We start from the raw sequence: 17,258 nt of genomic DNA on the forward strand, positions 1-17,258 counted from the left end.
TGCCCTGCATCCTCAGCCCCGAGATCGCCACGCGCTCGTCGGGACTCAAATGCCGATACGTCTCTCGTCTTTCCATCGCGACACCTTACCTGGGTAGGGGTGTTGCACTTCAGAATTGAGACCGCCCAGCCTTTGGCTGTCGAATATTTTCCATATCGCTCGCACTGAAGATGCAGGCGCGGGAGGATGATTTCACGACCATGCACGGCGCCCTGTACCGCGGTGATTTATGGAATGTGGTCCCGGGCAGCATGCAGACGGACGATGACGAAGATGCGCACGTCGTGCTGGATGCCGGACCGCTCATTGATGCGAGCATGTTGAAGCACAACCACTCGCGCACCTCGATCGGGAAATACTTGAAAGACAACCCCGATCAAGAGGGCGTGGTTGTCAACGCCAAGCACGGCGAAACGCTGAGAAAGAGAACCAGACGTCACACGGTCCAGCGTGAAGTCCTGGCAAATAAAGATTCTGGACAAGTGACAAAGACGATCAAATTCAACAACTCGATTGAATTGAAGAGAATCGCCTTGATCAGGCGTGCCCTGAACTTTGTTTCAGTCGCACCCGCCAATGATGTCATCCGGTTGTCGGCGCTCATTGGTCAATCATTTGATCGACCCAACGGACACAGGCGCTAGCGCTCCTTGTCACGCCCTTCAAACGCAGCCTTGTCGACATCGAGGCCCCCGCCCCCGCCTGACGCCCAAGCCAAGCCCGCATCCCAATACGGCGGATCCCCGAACGCCTCCTTGAGCGCATCGGCCAGCGCTCTCAGCTTCGCCGACGCGCGCCGGCCGTCGGGGTGGGCCATGTAGAGGAACTCCGTCTCGGGCGACTGGCCGACGTCGACGATCTCCAGCTCGCCCGAGCGCAACTGCTCGCCGATGATGAAGGTCGGCAGCAGCGCCAGGCCCAGCCCCGCCATCGCGGCCTCGCGCATCATGTCGCCGTTGTTCACGCGCAGGACCACGTGTGGCCGCACGAACTCATCCGCTCTCGCTTCGAGGAAGCGCCAATCGGCGATGCCGCGATTGCTGTAGCGGATCGCCCGATGGTCCGCGAAGTCCGCGGGGCGGCGCGGCCGGCCGTGCCGCTTCAGATAGGCCGGCGAGGCCACCAGGAAGCGCCGGCTCGGCGCCAGCACCCACGCCACCAGGCGCGAATCCGCGATCGCACCGTGACGCAGCACCGCGTCGTAGCCGTCGGCCTGCGCGTCGACGCGGCGGTCGTCGAGCTCCAGCGTCATCGAGATGCCGGGATGCCGGCTCAGGAACGGATACAGCGCCGGCCCCAGGTGCATGCGACCGAAGGTTACCGGCGCCGACAGCCGCATCGGACCGGTCAATTGACCGCGGCGCTCGCTGACCTCGGCGGCGGCCTCTTCCACCTCCCGCACGATGCGCAGCGCGCGCTCGAGGAAGGCCTGACCGTCTTCCGTCAGGCTGAGCTTGCGGGTCGTGCGGTGGAACAGCGGCGCGCCAAGGCCCTGTTCGAGCTCCGCCAGCCGCTCGCTGACCACCGACTTCGACAGCGACATCCGCCGCGCCGCGCCGCTGATCGATCCGGCTTCCGCTATCGCCACGAAGCTGGTGATCCCGTCGAGTTTGAGCATCTCGTCTCCCTCCTTGGGAGGCCGCCGAAGGGGCGGACCCGCGAGGCGCGATTCTGTCGCATTGTTCGGAAGCCCAGAACAGCAGTTCCGCCATTGGCCGGCTTCCGGAAACGGCGGGCGTCGCCGACATTGGACTCATCGATCAACCCCCGGCCGGTTCCCCGGTCAAGCCCCCAAGGAGAGTTCTCATGAGCCACCGCCTGCAAGACAAGGTTGCCCTCATCACCGGCGCCAGCTCCGGCATCGGCCGCACCACCGCCCTGCTCTTCGCCGCCGAAGGCGCGAAGGTCGTCGTCGGCGCGCGTCGCGCGTCCGAGCTGGACCAGCTCGTTTCCGAGATCCACGCCGCAGGCGGCCAGGCCGTCGCGCTCGCTGGCGACGTGCGCTCCGAGGCCTATGCCAAGGCGCTGGTGGACCTGGCGGTCGAGCGCTTCGGCCGGCTGGACGTGGCCTTCAACAACGCCGGCACGCTCGGCGAAGGCGGCCCCAGCACCGAGGTCTCGGAAGCCGGCTGGACCGACACGCTGGCCATCAACCTCACCGGCGCCTTCCTCGGCGCGAAGCACCAGATCGCGCAGATGACGAAGAACGGCGGCGGCTCGGTGGTGTTCACGTCGACCTTCGTCGGCCACACCTTCGCGTTCCCCGGCATGGCCGCGTATGCGGCGAGCAAGTCGGGGCTCATCGGCCTGACGCAGGCGCTGGCGGCCGAGTACGGCCCGCAAGGCGTGCGCGTGAACGCGGTGCTGCCGGGCGCCGTCGACACGGACATGTTCCGGGAGAAGAACGACACGCCCGAGGCGCAGAGCTTCGTCACCAACCTGCATGCGCTCAAGCGCGTGGGCAAGCCGGAAGAGCTGGCGCGCGCGGTGCTGTATCTGGCCTCGGACGACTCGTCCTTCGTGACGGGGACGGCGTCGCTGGTCGATGGCGGCGTGTCGATCACGCGGACTTGAGGCCGGCTCGCGCGTGGATGGCCTAGCATCGCTGCCCATGGCTATCCACCACCTCACTCCCACCGTCGACTCCGACGCTTTCAGCTCTTCCGATCAACGCATCTGGCTGAAGCTCGAAGCCCTGCAACCCTGCGGCTCGTTCAAGCTGCGCGGCGTCGGCCACGCGAGCGAGGTCCATGCCGCCCGCGGCGCGAAGCGGCTGCTGTCGTCCTCGGGCGGCAATGCCGGCATGGCGGTCGCGTATGCGGGACGGAGGCTCGGACTGCCCGTGGTGGTGGTCGTTCCCGAGACGACGCGCGAGTGGCCCAAGACCTTGATCCGCCGTCAGGGCGCCGAGGTCATCGTCCACGGCAAGAGCTGGATGGAGGCCAATGAGCACCTGATGTCGCTGCGCCAGACGGCGGACGCGTTCATCCATCCGTTCGACGACCCGCTGCTGTGGGACGGGCACGCGACGATGATCGAAGAGGCCGCAACGCAGTGTCCGAAGCCGGATGCGGTCGTCCTGTCGGTGGGCGGTGGCGGGCTGATGAGCGGCGTGCTGCAAGGAATGCACGCCGCCGGCTGGAGCGACGTGCCGCTGGTCGCGGCCGAGACCGTCGGTGCCGAATCGCTGAATGCCTCGATCGCGGCAGGCGAGCTCGTGACGCTCGATGCGATCACGAGCATCGCGACCTCGCTCGGCGCGCGCCGCGTCAGCGAGCAGGCCTTCGCATGGACGAAGCGGCATGAGGTCGTCGGCGCAACGGTCACTGACGCGCAAGCGGTGCGGGCTTGCCTCGATGTCGCGAAGGAGCACCGCCTGATCGTCGAGCCGGCGTGCGGCGCGGCGGTCGCGGTGGCGCGCCAGCGCACCGTGCCGGTCTTGCAGAAGGCGCGCAACGTGCTGGTGATCCTCTGCGGCGGCGCTTGCGCGACTTATGAAGACCTGCAGGCCTGGGCCGCGGAAAGCGCCGGCAAGTCCTGACCGCTCACTGCGGTCACATCTTCTCGCCCGGCAATTGGCTCGCTGCCTTCACCCAGGCGGTGAAGGCAGCTTCGTCGAGCGGCTCCCGCTCGCTCACATGGAGATAGCGCGCTCGCGCGGTCTTCGAGTCGACCGGTGGCATCGGATCGAGCGCCTTTCCGTTGAAAAAGGCGACCTTCACGTAGCGTGACATCACGTGGATGCCGAGGAACCAAGTCTCGCCATCCATGCCGTACAGCGGCGAGTTGTACTTCACCGCCTTGCGGACACTGGCGACGGTCTCGCCGACGAGCGCGTCGATGCGCCGCACCGCATCCTGCTTCCAGCCTTGCAACGCAGCGATGTACGCCTGCACGGGCTCATCGCCGTAGCCCTTCGGAATTTGCGGATTGCCGCCCGCCAGGAGCCTGGGCTCCGCGCCAGGTCCTTTGGCAGATTTCCTCGGCGATGAAGTCTTGGTCATGGTCCTAGCAGCGAGCCCCGCATGTGGCGATGCCAGATCGCGTCCTCATGCAAGTCCTGGTTCTGCAGCGTCATCGGCCGCGAGTGCAAATGGCCCTTGGCTTGCTGCGTGGTGAACAGGCCGATCCGGATGTCCTTGCTCCAGCTGCAGAGCTTGGCGCGGCGTTCGGCGTCGGACGGCGAGTGGTCGGTCATGGAGGGGCTTCTGAGTTGCTGAACAGGTTCAGCAAGAGGCCCTCCTGCGCAGACTCCATTCATCAAATGGCTTGCGCGTTTCGATTCGGAGTTACTTCAAATCCAGATCCCAATCCGCCTTGGCGGACTGCCGGACATTCCTGAGCACGTATTCCATCTTCTCCAGGTCCTCGTCAACAAACAACCGTTGATCTTCATCCTCTGCCGTCTCAGATACATGTTGGAGATATTCCTCATAGTGCTTCAACGCCTTCCAGAGAAGGTTGTATTCACCGACGATCAGCTTGACAGCCATTAGTTCACTCCCACTGCGAGCGGGCTTCTCCAAGGTCCGGCCAGTTCACGCCACCCTGGCGATATAGGTCCTGGGCACACTCGGCGATATCACGAACATATACATTCTCCGGCGCGATCATCTGAGTTTCCTTTGAGCTCAGTCAGGGAAATATAAGAAGAACTCGGCGGCGGGAAGCCATGACCAACGTCATCCCCTCGCTGGCGCAGAAAGCGGCTAGGCCCGCCGTCCGCCGGTGGGCAAGTCCCGATAGGGATACCAAACCCGACATCACCCCCGCATGAAATGTGATTGGTCCGGCATCCCGCCCCTCCCTAGGATCACGAACGCCTCACAAGGGGTGCCGCTGCATCGGCGCGTCCCGACATCAACATCAACGAGGAGACAACGATCATGAAGACCACGCGTCGTCAGCTGCTGGCCTTGAGCGCGCTCGCGCTGGGCACCGCCCTCCCCGCCCTGCCCGCCTTCGCGGCCGACGCCAAGCCGCTCGTCCTGGGCTTCTCCCAGGTCGGCGCCGAGAGCGAATGGCGCACCGCCAACAGCAACTCCATCAAGGACGCAGCCAAGCAGGCCGGCATCACCCTCAAGTTCGCAGACGCCCAGCAAAAGCAGGAAAACCAGGTCAAGGCCATCCGCTCCTTCATCGCCCAGAAGGTCGATGTCATCGCGTTCTCCCCCGTCGTCGAGTCCGGCTGGGACACCGTCCTGCGCGAAGCCAAGAACGCCAAGATCCCCGTCATCCTCACCGACCGCGCCGTCAAGGTCAGCGACCCCTCCCTCTACGTCACCTTCATCGGCTCCGACTTCGTCGAGGAGGGCCGCAAGGCCGGCCGCTGGCTCATCGACTGGGCCAAGAAGAACGCCCCCACCGGCGAGGTCAACATCGTCGAACTCCAGGGCACCGTCGGCTCCGCCCCCGCCCTGGACCGCAAGCGCGGCTTCGAGGAAATCATCCAGGCCGAGCCGCGCCTGAAGATCGTCCGCTCGCAGTCCGGCGACTTCACCCGCGCCAAGGGCAAGGAAGTCATGGAGGCCTTCCTCAAGGCCAAGGACAAGAAGATCCACGTCCTCTTCGCCCACAACGACGACATGGCCATCGGCGCCATCCAGGCCATCGAGGAAGCCGGCCTCAAGCCCGCCAAGGACATCGCCATCGTCTCCATCGACGGCGTGCGCGGCGCCTTCCAGGCCATGGCCGCCGGCAAGCTCAATGTCACCGTCGAGTGCAACCCCATGCTCGGCCCCCAGCTCATGCAGCTCGCCAAGGACGTCGTCGCCGGCAAGCCCGTGGCCAAGCGCATCACGACCGAGGAAGGCGTCTTCACCGCCGACGTCGCCGCCAAGGAACTCCCCAACCGCAAGTACTGATGGACGCCCCCGGACTGCTGCTCTCGCTCAGCGGCATCGACAAGGGCTTCCCCGGCGTGCAGGCGCTCTCCGGGGTCTGGCTGCGCCTGTTCGCCGGCGAGATCCACGCCCTCATGGGCCAGAACGGCGCCGGCAAGTCCACCCTCATCAAGGTCCTCACGGGCCTGTACCCGCCCGACGCCGGCCGCATCGAGCTCGCCGGCGATCCCATCGCCCCGCGCTCCACCGCCGATGCCCAGGACCTGGGCATCAGCACCGTCTACCAGGAGGTCAACCTCGTCCCCAACCTGTCGGTGGCCGAGAACCTCTTCATCGGCCGCTACCCGCGCCGCTGGGGCCAGATCGACTGGCCCCGCATGCGCGAGCGCTCCCGTCAGCTGCTGGCCGAGCTCGAACTGGACATCGACGTCGACGCGCCCCTGGCCCGCTACTCGCTCTCGATCCAGCAGATGGTCGCGATCGCGCGGGCGCTCAACATCTCGGCGCGCGTCCTCATCCTCGACGAGCCGACCTCCAGCCTCGACGAGGCCGCCGTCCAGCATCTCTTCCGCGTCATGCGGCGCCTGCGCGAGCAGGGCCTGGCGATCCTCTTCGTCACGCACTTCCTCGATCAGGTCTACGCCGTCTCCGACCGCATCACGGTCATGCGCAACGGCCGCACCGAGGGCGAGTTCCTGCCTCAGGAGCTTGGCCGCCTCGAGCTGATCCAGAAGATGGTCGGCCCGCACACCGCCTCGAGCCAGCCCCTGGAGGCGTGCGCGCAGTCGATGGAGCCGGCGCTCGCCGCGCATGGCCTCGCGCGCAAGGGTGCGCTGCAGCCGCTGGATCTGGAGATCCGCCGGGGTGAGGTGCTGGGCCTGTGCGGTCTCCTGGGCTCGGGCCGGACGGAGACGGCGCGGCTGCTCTTCGGTGCCGACAGTGCTGATGCTGGCGACATCGAGATCGACGGCAAGCGTCAGCGCTTTGCTTCGCCGCGCCAGGCGATCGCCAATGGGTTGGCGTTCTGTTCCGAGGACCGGAAGCTGGAGGGCGCGGTGCTGGCGCTGTCTGTGCGGGAGAACATCGTGCTGGCCTTGCAGGCGCGGCAGGGCTGGTGGCGTGCGATTCCGCTGAAGCGTCAGCAGGCTGTTGCCGACGACTACGTGCGCCGGCTTGGCATCAAGACGGCGGACATCGAGACGCCGATCGGTCTGCTGTCGGGTGGCAATCAGCAGAAGGTGTTGCTGGCTCGCTGGTTGCTGACGCAGCCGCGGCTGTTGATCCTGGACGAGCCGACGCGGGGCATTGATGTGCGCGCGAAGGAGGAGATCATGGACGAGGTCCGGCGCTTGTGCGCGCAGGGGGATGCGACGGATCGCCGCATGGCGGTGCTTTTCATTTCCTCGGAGCTTCCCGAGGTCTTGCGCTGCAGTGATCGTCTGGTGGTCCTACGTGATCGCCGGGCCATTGGCACCTACGACAGGGGCGACCTGGACGAGCGCTCGGTCCTCGAAGTGATTGCCGCCGATGGTCCCCGATCGCAGAACCGTTGAAGGACGGTGGTGGTTGGGGACGGCATGGCTTGGGGTTCAGGCGCTTGCCGCCTGCGGCCCCATGCCATGGCGGCCAACGCCCTGATCGTCGAAGTGAAAGCAACCTGTGATTGACTCCTTCCCCATGAGCAGTGCTCCTGCCGCCGCCAAGCCTCTGCGACGCCGCGTGTTCGCGTTGCTGGTGGCGCATCCTTTGCTGAGGCCGGTGGCCGCGTTGGTGATCCTGTTGCTGATCGATGTGATCTGCCTGCCGGGTTTCTGGCATCTGGAGGTCAAGGATGGGCATTTGTATGGCCCGTTGATCGACATCCTGAACCGTGCCGCGCCGCTGATGCTGGCGGCGCTTGGCATGAGTCTGGTGATTGCGACGCGGGGCATTGATGTGTCGATTGGCGCGGTGGTGGCGATTGCCGCGACGGTGGCGGCCTTGCTGGTGAATGGGGATCACTCGTTGGGCGTTGCCTATGCCGGCGCGCTGGGTGCGGCGTTGTTGTGCGGGGTCTGGAATGGTGCGCTGGTGGCTGGGTTGAAGCTGCAGCCGATCATTGCGACGCTGATCCTGATGGTGGCGGGGCGTGGTCTTGCGCAGTTGTTGTCGGATGGGCAGATTCTGACTGTCTATCGCGATGACTTCTTCGTCCTCGGTGGTGGCTACCTGCTCGGGCTGCCGGTGTCGCTGTGGGTGGTTGCGGCCTTGGCGCTCGTGACCACGGCGCTGCTGCGCAAGACCGCATTGGGCCTGTTCATCCAGGCCGTTGGTCTGAACCCGGTGGCCTCGCGCCTGGCGGGATTGCGCACCGCGACGCTGATCTTCGGCACCTATGTGTTCGCGGCCACCTGCGCCGGGCTGGCCGGCTTGATGATCGCCTCCAACATCAAGAGCGCCGATGCCAACAACGCCGGCCTGCTGCTCGAGCTTGACGCGATCCTTGCGGTCACGCTCGGCGGCGCGTCGCTGGCTGGCGGGAAGTACCACCTGGCTGGCGCGCTGGTGGGGGCGCTCATCATCCAGACGCTCACCACCACGATCTACTCGCTGGGTGTTCCGCCGGAGATCAACATGGTGGTCAAGGCGATCGTCGTGTTCCTGCTCTGCATCCTGCAGTCGAGCGAATTGCGTCCGATGCTGCGGCGCCTGCGTGGGCTGCGTGGCCTGGGTGGAGGCGCGCGATGAACGCCGTCGCCTCGTCCAGTCCCCTCGAGCTGCTGCGCCGCTGGCTGAGGCAACCTGCCTTCAGCGCGCAGATCACCGTCGTGCTGCTGCTCGCGTTGATCGCGGCGGGCGGTGCGCACTACACGGGCTTCGCGTCGCCGCAGGTGATGCTCAACCTCGTCATCGACAACGCGTATCTGCTGGTGCTCGCCGTCGGCATGAGCCTGGTCATCCTGTCCGGCGGCATCGATCTCTCGGTGGGCGCGGTGCTGGCGCTGTCCACCACCATCGCCGCCTGGCTGCTGCACCAGGCGCATTGGCCGGCCTGGGCCGTGATCGCGCTCGTGCTCGGCGGCGGCGCGGTCTTCGGCGTGCTGCAGGGCGCGTTGATCCACTTCTTCAAGCTGCAGCCCTTCATCGTGACGCTCGCCGGCATGTTCCTGGCGCGCGGGCTCTGCTATCTGATCAGCGTCGATTCGATCACCATCGATGATCCGACCTTTGTCGCCATCTCGCAGACGCAGTGGGCGGTGCCTGGCGGATTCATTTCGCCGAGCGCGGCGATCGCGCTCGCGGTGCTGGCCGCGGGGATCTGGGTCGCGCATCGGAGCGCCTTCGGACGCGCGGTGTATGCGCTCGGCGGGAACGAGCAGTCGGCGCTGATGATGGGATTGCCAGTCGGGCGGACCAAGCTCGCGGTCTACGGCGTCAGCGGATTCTGCGCGGCGCTGGCCGGGCTGCTGTTCGCGTTCTACATGCTCAGCGGCTACGGGCTGCATGCGCAGGGGGCGGAGCTCGATGCCATCGCGGCCGTCGTCATCGGCGGCACCATGCTCAGCGGCGGATATGGCTATGTCGCTGGCGCGCTCTCCGGCGTGCTGGTGCTGGGCGTGATCCAGACGCTCATCGCCTTCGACGGCACGCTCAGCTCCTGGTGGACCAAGATCGTCATCGGCGCGCTGCTGTTCGTCTTCTGCGTCGTCCAGCGCCTGCTCGCCCGTCCGGCCGGGCAGGCTTGACGAGTCCGGCTGCGAACGACGGCGGTGCCGTCCGCGTCTGCCTTTCCTGGAGCCCTTCTTCGATGAAGACCTGCATCGCCGCCGCGCTCGCCGCGGCACTCGCCTTCGCGGGCGCGCCGTCCCGCGCGGCCAATCCGCTCTTTCCGCAGCTCTACACGGCCGATCCCGCCGTGCTGGTCGAGAACGGGCGCGCGTACCTCTACGTCGGTCACGACGAGGCCGAGCCCGGCGGCAAGGACTTCGTCATGAACGAGTGGCGCGTGTTCTCGAGCTGCGACTTGACGCATTGGACCGACCACGGCGCGCCGATGAAGGCGCTCGACTTCAAGTGGGCCAAGGGCCGCGCTTGGGCGTCGGACATCACGCGGCGCGTCGTCGACGGGAAGCCGGCCTACTTCTTCTATGCGACCGTGGAGCACGGGTCGATCCCCGGGTTCGCGATCGGGGTGGCGAGGTCGGACAGCCCCCTCGGGCCGTTCACGGACGCGCGCGGGTCGGCGTTGATCACCAACGACATGACCACGCAGACCGACATCGCGTGGGATGACATCGATCCGGCGATCTTCGTCGATGACGATGGGCAGGCCTATCTGTACTTCGGGAACACGGTGTTGAAGTACGTGAAGCTGAAGGGGTCCATGACAGAACTCGCCGGGCCGATCAACGCCGTGGCGGTGAAGGACTTCACCGAGGCCTCGTATCTGCACAAGCATCGCGGCACGTACTACCTGTCGTACTCGCAGCACTTCCCCGAGGAGACCGCGTACATGACCGGGCCCAGCGCCATCGGGCCATGGACGCCGCGCGGCGTGATCATGGCCAGGAACGAGAAGACGCCCACCATCCATCAGGCGATCTTCGAGTTCAACGGGAAGAGCTACATCGCGTATCACAACGCCAAGCTGCCTGGCGGCGGGGAGTTCCGGCGATCGGTCGCGATCGAGGAGCTGCACTACAACGCGGATGGAACGATTCGATTCGTGCCGCAGACGGACGCGGGGCCGGCGGCGAATCCTTCGCCGGGGTGCAAGGGCTGAAGGCCCGCGCAGGCTGCTGGCCCTCTCCCCTGCCCTCTCCCGCAAGCGGGCGAGGGAGTATGAGCCGGACGTCGTAGTAAACCCCCTCGCCCCAGCGGGGAGAGGGAGGGGAGAGGGGCTCGTGGCACAGCGCTGCTGCCCTTCGAAGCCCCCCCTCTCCCCTGCCCTCTCCCCCCTCGCGGGGGGCGAGGGAGTTCGATGCTGGCGGCGCTCGGCGCTTCAGACGCCGAGGATCGATACCGCCTTGGTGTTCAGATAGGCCTCGAGTGCCTCGGGCCCGCCTTCGGAGCCGTAGCCCGAGTCCTTGACCCCGCCGAACGGCATCTCGGCCGATGGCGTGGCGGGCTGGTTGATCCACAGCATGCCGACCTCCACGCGCTGCGCGAGCAGATGAGCGTTCTTGATCGACTTCGTGAACGCATAGCCCGCCAGGCCGAACGGCAGCCGGTTCGCCTCCGCGATGGCGTCTTCCAGCGTGTCGAAGCCGCGGATCGCGGCGATCGGGCCGAAGGGCTCGTCGTTGAAGACGGAGGCCTCGAGCGGCACGTCGGCCAGGATGGTGGGCGCGAAGAAATTGCCGGCATCGCCCACGCGCTCGCCGCCCGTGGCGATCTTGGCGCCGCGCTCGCGCGCCTCGGCAACGATCCTGGACATCGCGACGACGCGCCGCTCATTCGCCAGCGGGCCCAGCGTCGTGCCCTCGGCCAGGCCGTCGCCGAGCTTCAGCCCCTGCGCGTGCTTGACCATCGCCGCGGTGAACTCTTCCTTGAGGCTGTTGTGCACCAGGAAGCGCGTCGGCGAGATGCAGACCTGACCCGCGTTGCGGAACTTCGCGCCGCCGGCAGCCTTGACCGCGAGCGCGACGTCCGCGTCCTCCGCCACGATCACCGGCGCGTGGCCGCCCAGTTCCATGGTCACGCGCTTCATGTGGGCGCCGGCCAGCGCGGCGAGTTGCTTGCCCACCGGCGTCGAGCCGGTGAAGGTGACCTTGCGGATCACCGGATGCGGGATCAGGTAGCCCGAGATCTCGGCCGGATCGCCGAACACCAGCCCGACCGTGCCGGGCGGCACGCCCGCGTCGACGAAGGTCTGCAGCAGCGCGGCCGGCGAGGCCGGTGTCTCCTCCGGCGCCTTCACCAGGAAGGAGCAGCCGGTGGCCAGCGCCGCGCCGAGCTTGCGCACGATCTGGTTGACCGGGAAGTTCCACGGCGTGAACGCGGCGACCGGGCCGACGGGCTCCTTCAACACCAGTTGCTGGGCTGCCAGGTTGCGCGACGGCACGATGCGGCCGTAGACGCGGCGGCCTTCGTCGGCGAACCACTCGATGATGTCGGCGCCGGCGAGCACCTCGACCTTCGCCTCCGCGACGGGCTTGCCTTGTTCCTGCGTCAGCAGACGGGCGATCTCGGGCGCGCGCTCGCGCAGCAGCGCGGCAGCGCGGCGCATGGTCGCCGCGCGCTCGTGGGCGGAGACATTGCGCCAGGCCTCGAAGCCCTTCTGCGCGGCCGCGAGCGCGCGGTCGAGGTCCTCCTTGCTGGCATGAGCCACCTTGCCGATGACGGCGCCGGTCGCCGGATTGCGCACGGCGATCGTGCGGCCGCTGGCCGCATCGACCCATTCATTGGCGATCAGCAGACGGGTGTCGGGATAGGAAGCGGAAGTGGTCATCGCGAGGTCCTCGAAGCCAAAGGGAAAAACTGGCGACGACTCTACCTGCTCCCCGGTACCGCTCGCATGACCGGTGGCGATACCTGACGCCGCGCGGGCGCTTTGATCGCAGGCCGCCCGCGTGAGCGGCGACGGCGGGCATCGGCCGCCAATCCCGCGATGTAGCGAATCGTGTGTCCGGGTCCGCCGCTTGCCCTCCTGGCGGCACCCCCGCTTTCCGACGAGAGGATGAACGATCAGTTCCTGCCACCCCTGCGCTGGCATCGCTTGAAGTGGATCCTGACCGCGTTGATGCTGGCGATCGCGGCCGTGGCGCTGCCCGCGCTGGCGCAGGAGGCGCCGGTCGAGCCGCCCGATCCCGACAAGCTGCTCGACAGCGCACGCAAGGACATGGCGGCGATCCGCAAGCAGCTCGACGATGCGCTCGACGACGCGGCGCTGCAGGACTTGCGCAAGACCGCGCAGTCGGTGCAATCGCGCGCTGAGGAAGCCGCATCCGCGCTGGCGCCGCGGCTGACCGACGCGCAGGCGCGGCTCGCGCAGCTCGGCACGCCGCAGGCAGGCGTGAAGGAGGCTGCCGAGCTGGCGTCGCAGCGCTCGCAATTGACGCGCGAGGTCTCCGCCATCGATGCGCAGATCAAGCTGGCGAAGGTGACCGCCGTCGAGGCCGCGCAGGCCATCGCCACCGCCCAGGCCAATCGCCGGATGCAGCTGGGCGCGCGGCTCGGCGAGCGGGTGCCCTCCGTCGTGCAGTCCGCCTTCTGGGCGTCGCTGGCGCGCGAGCGGATCCCGGACCTGAACCGCACCCGCGACTTCGCCGACCAGTTCGGCACGGTCTGGCGCGCGGTGCCGGCCGGCGACTGGCTCACCCTCGGCGGCGCGGTGGCGGTGATCCTCGCGGCCACCTATGCCTTGCGGCGCTTGATCGCGCATCTGTGCGCAACGCGCGTGCCCGCGGGACGCCTGCGCCGCTCGCTCTACGCGGTCAGCGTCGTCGCGCTGCGCACGCTGCGTCCGGGCCTGATCGCTCACGGCCTGGTGCTGAGCCTCACGGCGAGCGCGCCCGCCGACCCGGCGCTCATCGGATGGCTCGAGACGGTCGAGGCGATCGTCTGGTTCGGCGGCTTCGTGGCGGGCTTGGGAACGGCCTCGCTGATGCCGCGCAAGCCCTCGTGGCGGCTGCTGCCGCTGCCCGACGAGACCGCCGCCCGGCTGGCCTGGTTCCCGCACACGCTCGCGCTCACGGTGATGCTGGGCTGGTGGTCGTCGCGCACCGCGGCGACGCTGGAGATCAGCCTGCCCTGGAACGGCGCCGTGCACGCGCTGGCCACGCTGACCTTCATCGCGGTGCTGTCCCTCGCGACGATGCAGCTGCAGCGGCGGAGCCGGGACGCCAGGCCCGCCGCCGGCGGTGATGGCGCTGGCGAGCAGCCCGGCAGTCATCCCGCCTTCGCGATCCGCCCGCTGTGGCTGTCGGTGCTGCGCGCCGCGGCCTGGCTGGTCTTCGCCGGTTCCGCCGTGGCGCTGCTGACGGGCTTCGTCTCGCTGGCCATGTTCGCGATGAACCAGTTCGTCTGGGGTCTGCTCGTGCTGGGCGGCGCCTACCTGCTGAGCGTGCTGGTCGACGACCTCTTCATGACGCTGCTGGCGAGCCCGCCGGGCGCCGCGGCCGATCACGCCGCCGCGCCGGCCGCCGGGGCCGGTGCCGAGGCCGCGCCGGCCCCGGCCCGCACGCGCGAGCAGACCGCCCTGCTCCTGTCCGGCCTGTGCCGCGTGTCCATCGGCTTCTTCGCGCTGCTGTTGCTGATCGCGCCCTATGGCGAAGGTCCGCTGGACCTGTTCCGCCGCGCCAGCCGCTTCGAGCAGGGCCTGTCCATCGGCGAGCTGAGCCTGCGCCCGATGGCGCTGCTGCAGGGCATGCTGGTGCTGGTGGCCGGCCTGGTGGCGGTGCGGCTGCTCAAGGGCTGGCTGTCGCAGCGCTACATGCCGACGACGCGGATGGACAGCGGCATGCGCACGTCGACGACGACGCTGTTCGGCTACGTCGGGACCGTCGCGGTGATCGCGGCGGCGCTGTCGGCGGTCGGCTTCAGCCTGCAGAGCGTGGCCTGGGTCGCGAGCGCGCTGTCCGTGGGCATCGGCTTCGGCCTGCAGTCGGTGGTGCAGAACTTCGTCTCCGGCCTGATCCTGCTGGCGGAACGGCCGGTGAAGGTCGGCGACTGGGTCTCGCTGTCCGGCGTCGAGGGCGACATCCGCCGCATCAGCGTGCGCGCCACCGAGATCCAGATGGGGGACCGCTCCACGGTCATCGTGCCGAACTCCGAGTTCATCACCAAGATCGTGCGCAACGTCACCTACGGCGAATCCCTCGGCATGGTGCAGTTCAAGCTGCCGATGCCGCTGGCGACCGACACCGAGCGCGTGAAGGCGGTGGTGCTGGCTTCGTTCCAGGCGCACCCGGGCGTGCTGACGGCGCCCGCGCCCAACGTGCAGCTGGACGGCATCGACGGCGACAAGCTGGTGCTCAACGCCTCGGGCTTCGTCAGCTCGCCGCGGGCGGCCTACGGGATCAAGAGCGACCTGCTCTTCGACGTGCTGATGCGGCTGCGCGCCGAGGGCCTGCTGCCGGGCCAGGCCGCGCCCCCGGCCTGAATCGGGGCCGGCGCCCCGAGGCCATGCGGGCCTGGGGCCCGGCCCGCGTGCCGATCAGAAGCGGTGCTGGATGCCCAGCCCCACGCTGGACTGGCTGTCGGCGAAGCCGTTGTCGTCGCGCGAGACGCTGACCACGCCCTTGTCGCCGGACTTGGCGGTCGAGGCCACCGCGTAAAGGCTGGTGCGCTTGGACAGCTCGTACTTGGCGCGCAGCGCGAAGAGCTTGGGATCGTCGGTGCCGCTGGCGCCGCTGGAGATGTCCTGGAAGTAGACCGCGGGCGTGATGCTCAGCGCCGGCGTCGCCTGCCAGGTGGCGCCCAGCCAGGTCATCGTGCTCTTGGCGCTCTCGCCGCCGGCCGCGAAGGTCTTCTTGTAGACGCGCTGCGCCAGGAACAGCTTCACCGGCTTCAGGTCATAGGACAGGCCCCAATGCAGCGCCTTCTCCTTGTCGTAGCGGCCATTGGCGCCCAGCGTCGATCCATTGCGCTGATCCACCACCAGCGCCGCCGCGAACGGGCCGCTGCCATAGGCGCCGGCCAGCGAGAGGAAGCGACCCGCCGCGCTGGAGCCGGTCACCTCGCCCAGCGCGTAGCTGGCGCCCAGCTTCACCGGGCCGAAGCTGCCCTGGTACTTCACGAGGTTGGACACGCCGGTGACCATGCCGTCCTTGCGCGGCAGCGTCGCGATCTGGCCGCCCGAGGTGGCCCAGGAATAGAACGGCGCATAGCCCATCGGGTCGAAGGGCAGCATGAAGTCGTAGGTCGTCGAGTACGAACGGCCCGCGATCACGCGGCCGAAGTCGCCCTCCAGGCCGACGTTGGCCTGCCGGCCCCAGTAGGACGAGCCGGCCGCGCCGGTGTCGAAGCCGACCTCCGCCTCGAGCTGGAACACCGCCTTCAGGCCGCCGCCCAGGTCCTCGGCGCCGCGCAGGCCCCAGCGGGAGGTATTCATGCCGCCCGAGGTCACGCCGAAGCGGTGGTCGCCATTGGCGTTCATGTGGTCGCGATACTCGACCAGCATGTCGGCGATGCCGTAGATGGTGACGCTGCTCTGCGCGAAGGCGGCGGGCGCGGCGCCCAGCGCCAGCAGGCCCGCAGCGCACAGCGCGCCGAAGCGGCCCGGACGGCGCGTGGATCGGGTGCTCATGTCGTGGATGGGGTTCAAGGTGTCTCCTCGTTGTCGTTGATGGGGATTCGGGGTCGATGGGAGCACGGGCGCTCAGCGCCTCAGGCCGAAGCGGACGGCGAGTTCGGCGTACTCCCGGTTTTGCCGGTCGATGAACGCGCGCAGCGCCGGGCCGGTGAGCGCCAGCGGGAACAGGCCATGGCGCGCGCGGATCTCGTCGAAGGCGGGCGCGGCCATCAGGTGATCGAAGGTGGCGGTCCAGGCGGCGTAGGCGGCATCGGTGACCTTGGGGCCGACGTAGAAGCCGCGGATCGCGGGCCAGACGATGTCGACGCCCTGCTCCCGCGCGGTCGGCACGCCGGCCAGCGGCCCGGGCAGGCGCTTGTCGGCCAGCACCGCCAGCGCGCGGAAGGGCCCCGAGGGCGAGAGCTTGTCGAAGACCTCCGAGGCGTCGCCCATGTAGACCTGGACATGGCCGCCCTTGAGCGCGGCCATCGCCTCGCCGCCACCCTCGAAGGCGACGAAGCGCATCGACTTGTGGTCCACGCCCCCGGCCCCCGCGACCAGCGCCGACTTGACCCAGTCCTGGCTGCCGATGGTGCCGCCGGCGGCGAAGCTGATGTGCCCCGGGTCGGCCTTGAGCGCGGCGAGCAGCTCGGGCAGCGTCTTCCACGGCGCCGGCCGGCCCACCAGCACGACGCCGTAGTCGATGCCGATGGCGGCGACCCAGCGCACGTCGTCGGCGCTGCGCTTGCCGAAGCGGCCGTGCGACAGGTTCAGCAGCGAGCCGCTGGAGAAGGCCACCAGCGTCTGGGGCTCGGCGGGCCGGCGGGTGACGATCTGGTCGAAGGCGATCGCGCCGACGCCGCCCGGCATGTAGCTGATGCGCATCGGCGTCGCCGTCAGACCGGCCTGCTGGAAAGCGGCCCGCGCGAGCTTGCAGCTCTGGTCGAAACCGCCGCCGGGCTTGGCGGGGGCGATGCATTCAGGCGCGGCGTCGCCAATGGGCCAGGGCGCGGCGGACGCGCCGCGTCCGGGCTGGGCCATCACGCCCCAGGGCGCCGCCATCCAGGCGGCGGCGAGCAGCGCGGCCGCCCAACGCCGGCCCGCCCGCAATGTCGGGATCGATCGCATCTTGTCTCCTCGCGGTGATCTGAGTCGCCACGGGCCGCCGCCGTCCGCGCGCTGTCGCGAAACGCCGGCAGGCC

At 68.3% G+C, this 17,258-nt stretch carries 16 protein-coding genes; 9 read left to right on the top strand and 7 right to left on the bottom strand.

The window, feature by feature from the left end:
• Positions 1-200 precede the first annotated feature (200 nt).
• Positions 201-644, top strand: coding sequence for a hypothetical protein (locus ABDW61_RS05205; RefSeq protein WP_343636927.1), 444 nt, complete (start codon positions 201-203; stop codon positions 642-644).
• Here the strand turns inward: ABDW61_RS05205 and ABDW61_RS05210 are convergent.
• The gene (locus ABDW61_RS05210) at positions 641-1,618 is read right to left on the bottom strand and encodes a LysR family transcriptional regulator (RefSeq protein ID WP_343636929.1); all 978 of its coding nucleotides are present in this window, start codon (positions 1,616-1,618) and stop codon (positions 641-643) included. The two genes, ABDW61_RS05205 and ABDW61_RS05210, sit on opposite strands and share 4 nt — an antisense overlap.
• Positions 1,619-1,806: 188 nt before the next feature.
• Here ABDW61_RS05210 and ABDW61_RS05215 point away from each other — a divergent pair, with 188 nt between their 5' ends.
• Positions 1,807-2,574: an SDR family oxidoreductase gene (locus ABDW61_RS05215; RefSeq protein WP_343636931.1), complete on the top strand. Its 768-nt coding sequence runs from the start codon at positions 1,807-1,809 to the stop codon at positions 2,572-2,574.
• A gap of 37 nt (positions 2,575-2,611) precedes the next feature.
• Positions 2,612-3,541 (top strand): pyridoxal-phosphate dependent enzyme, encoded by a 930-nt coding sequence (locus ABDW61_RS05220; protein ID WP_343636932.1) that lies wholly within the window; start codon positions 2,612-2,614, stop codon positions 3,539-3,541.
• Between the two features lie 13 nt (positions 3,542-3,554).
• Here the strand turns inward: ABDW61_RS05220 and ABDW61_RS05225 are convergent, their stop codons facing one another.
• The 3 genes from ABDW61_RS05225 to ABDW61_RS05235 all read right to left on the bottom strand — a co-directional run bounded on the left by ABDW61_RS05225 (position 3,555) and on the right by ABDW61_RS05235 (position 4,493).
• Positions 3,555-4,004 (bottom strand): DUF1801 domain-containing protein, encoded by a 450-nt coding sequence (locus ABDW61_RS05225; RefSeq protein ID WP_343636934.1) that lies wholly within the window; start codon positions 4,002-4,004, stop codon positions 3,555-3,557.
• Positions 4,001-4,198 carry a hypothetical protein gene (locus ABDW61_RS05230; RefSeq protein WP_343636936.1) on the bottom strand — a complete coding sequence of 66 codons (198 nt, stop codon included), beginning with the start codon at positions 4,196-4,198 and terminating at the stop codon, positions 4,001-4,003. The genes ABDW61_RS05225 and ABDW61_RS05230 overlap by 4 nt, the downstream gene beginning before the upstream one ends.
• A 91-nt stretch (positions 4,199-4,289) precedes the next feature.
• Positions 4,290-4,493 (bottom strand): hypothetical protein, encoded by a 204-nt coding sequence (locus ABDW61_RS05235; RefSeq protein ID WP_343636938.1) that lies wholly within the window; start codon positions 4,491-4,493, stop codon positions 4,290-4,292.
• Positions 4,494-4,886: 393 nt separating this feature from the next.
• On the opposite strand from ABDW61_RS05235, the gene ABDW61_RS05240 reads away from it, so the two are divergent.
• The 5 genes from ABDW61_RS05240 (at position 4,887) to ABDW61_RS05260 (ending at position 10,605) form a co-directional block, all read left to right on the top strand.
• Positions 4,887-5,864, top strand: coding sequence for an ABC transporter substrate-binding protein (locus ABDW61_RS05240; RefSeq protein WP_343636940.1), 978 nt, complete (start codon positions 4,887-4,889; stop codon positions 5,862-5,864).
• Positions 5,864-7,396, top strand: a complete 1,533-nt coding sequence (locus tag ABDW61_RS05245) for a sugar ABC transporter ATP-binding protein (protein WP_343636942.1) — start codon at positions 5,864-5,866, stop codon at positions 7,394-7,396. Before ABDW61_RS05240 ends, ABDW61_RS05245 begins: the two co-directional genes overlap by 1 nt.
• Positions 7,397-7,520: 124 nt before the next feature.
• Positions 7,521-8,570, top strand: a complete 1,050-nt coding sequence (locus ABDW61_RS05250) for an ABC transporter permease (RefSeq protein WP_343636944.1) — start codon at positions 7,521-7,523, stop codon at positions 8,568-8,570.
• Positions 8,567-9,568 carry a galactofuranose ABC transporter, permease protein YjfF gene (gene yjfF, locus ABDW61_RS05255; protein WP_343636946.1) on the top strand — a complete coding sequence of 334 codons (1,002 nt, stop codon included), beginning with the start codon at positions 8,567-8,569 and terminating at the stop codon, positions 9,566-9,568. The genes ABDW61_RS05250 and yjfF overlap by 4 nt, the downstream gene beginning before the upstream one ends.
• Positions 9,569-9,630: 62 nt before the next feature.
• Positions 9,631-10,605 (top strand): glycoside hydrolase family 43 protein, encoded by a 975-nt coding sequence (locus ABDW61_RS05260; protein ID WP_343636948.1) that lies wholly within the window; start codon positions 9,631-9,633, stop codon positions 10,603-10,605.
• A 219-nt stretch (positions 10,606-10,824) separates the two neighbouring features.
• Here the strand turns inward: ABDW61_RS05260 and ABDW61_RS05265 are convergent, their stop codons facing one another.
• Positions 10,825-12,273 carry an NAD-dependent succinate-semialdehyde dehydrogenase gene (locus ABDW61_RS05265; protein WP_343636950.1) on the bottom strand — a complete coding sequence of 483 codons (1,449 nt, stop codon included), beginning with the start codon at positions 12,271-12,273 and terminating at the stop codon, positions 10,825-10,827.
• Positions 12,274-12,501: 228 nt separating this feature from the next.
• On the opposite strand from ABDW61_RS05265, the gene ABDW61_RS05270 reads away from it, so the two are divergent.
• Positions 12,502-14,925 carry a DUF3772 domain-containing protein gene (locus ABDW61_RS05270; protein WP_343636952.1) on the top strand — a complete coding sequence of 808 codons (2,424 nt, stop codon included), beginning with the start codon at positions 12,502-12,504 and terminating at the stop codon, positions 14,923-14,925.
• A gap of 54 nt (positions 14,926-14,979) precedes the next feature.
• On the opposite strand, the gene ABDW61_RS05275 is transcribed toward ABDW61_RS05270, so the two are convergent.
• Complete coding sequence (locus ABDW61_RS05275) at positions 14,980-16,071, bottom strand: porin (RefSeq protein WP_343636954.1); 1,092 nt, start codon at positions 16,069-16,071, stop codon at positions 14,980-14,982.
• A 72-nt stretch (positions 16,072-16,143) separates the two neighbouring features.
• A complete protein-coding gene (locus ABDW61_RS05280; RefSeq protein ID WP_343636956.1) occupies positions 16,144-17,184 on the bottom strand; it encodes a tripartite tricarboxylate transporter substrate-binding protein in 1,041 nt (346 codons plus the stop codon).
• Between the last annotated feature and the right edge of the window lie 74 nt (positions 17,185-17,258).

The organism is Roseateles sp., assembly GCF_039595595.1.
Lineage (GTDB): Bacteria > Pseudomonadota > Gammaproteobacteria > Burkholderiales > Burkholderiaceae_C > Roseateles.

What these genes read in the sequence shown, in the direction of transcription:
- ABDW61_RS05205 (WP_343636927.1), top strand. Translation starts at nt 201, where the DNA reads ATGCACGGCGCCCTGTACCGCGGTGATTTATGGAATGTGGTCCCGGGC.
- ABDW61_RS05210 (WP_343636929.1), bottom strand. Translation starts at nt 1,618, where the DNA reads ATGCTCAAACTCGACGGGATCACCAGCTTCGTGGCGATAGCGGAAGCC.
- ABDW61_RS05215 (WP_343636931.1), top strand. Translation starts at nt 1,807, where the DNA reads ATGAGCCACCGCCTGCAAGACAAGGTTGCCCTCATCACCGGCGCCAGC.
- ABDW61_RS05220 (WP_343636932.1), top strand. Translation starts at nt 2,612, where the DNA reads ATGGCTATCCACCACCTCACTCCCACCGTCGACTCCGACGCTTTCAGC.
- ABDW61_RS05225 (WP_343636934.1), bottom strand. Translation starts at nt 4,004, where the DNA reads ATGACCAAGACTTCATCGCCGAGGAAATCTGCCAAAGGACCTGGCGCG.
- ABDW61_RS05230 (WP_343636936.1), bottom strand. Translation starts at nt 4,198, where the DNA reads ATGACCGACCACTCGCCGTCCGACGCCGAACGCCGCGCCAAGCTCTGC.
- ABDW61_RS05235 (WP_343636938.1), bottom strand. Translation starts at nt 4,493, where the DNA reads ATGGCTGTCAAGCTGATCGTCGGTGAATACAACCTTCTCTGGAAGGCG.
- ABDW61_RS05240 (WP_343636940.1), top strand. Translation starts at nt 4,887, where the DNA reads ATGAAGACCACGCGTCGTCAGCTGCTGGCCTTGAGCGCGCTCGCGCTG.
- ABDW61_RS05245 (WP_343636942.1), top strand. Translation starts at nt 5,864, where the DNA reads ATGGACGCCCCCGGACTGCTGCTCTCGCTCAGCGGCATCGACAAGGGC.
- ABDW61_RS05250 (WP_343636944.1), top strand. Translation starts at nt 7,521, where the DNA reads ATGAGCAGTGCTCCTGCCGCCGCCAAGCCTCTGCGACGCCGCGTGTTC.
- yjfF (WP_343636946.1), top strand. Translation starts at nt 8,567, where the DNA reads ATGAACGCCGTCGCCTCGTCCAGTCCCCTCGAGCTGCTGCGCCGCTGG.
- ABDW61_RS05260 (WP_343636948.1), top strand. Translation starts at nt 9,631, where the DNA reads ATGAAGACCTGCATCGCCGCCGCGCTCGCCGCGGCACTCGCCTTCGCG.
- ABDW61_RS05265 (WP_343636950.1), bottom strand. Translation starts at nt 12,273, where the DNA reads ATGACCACTTCCGCTTCCTATCCCGACACCCGTCTGCTGATCGCCAAT.
- ABDW61_RS05270 (WP_343636952.1), top strand. Translation starts at nt 12,502, where the DNA reads ATGAACGATCAGTTCCTGCCACCCCTGCGCTGGCATCGCTTGAAGTGG.
- ABDW61_RS05275 (WP_343636954.1), bottom strand. Translation starts at nt 16,071, where the DNA reads ATGAGCACCCGATCCACGCGCCGTCCGGGCCGCTTCGGCGCGCTGTGC.
- ABDW61_RS05280 (WP_343636956.1), bottom strand. Translation starts at nt 17,184, where the DNA reads ATGCGATCGATCCCGACATTGCGGGCGGGCCGGCGTTGGGCGGCCGCG.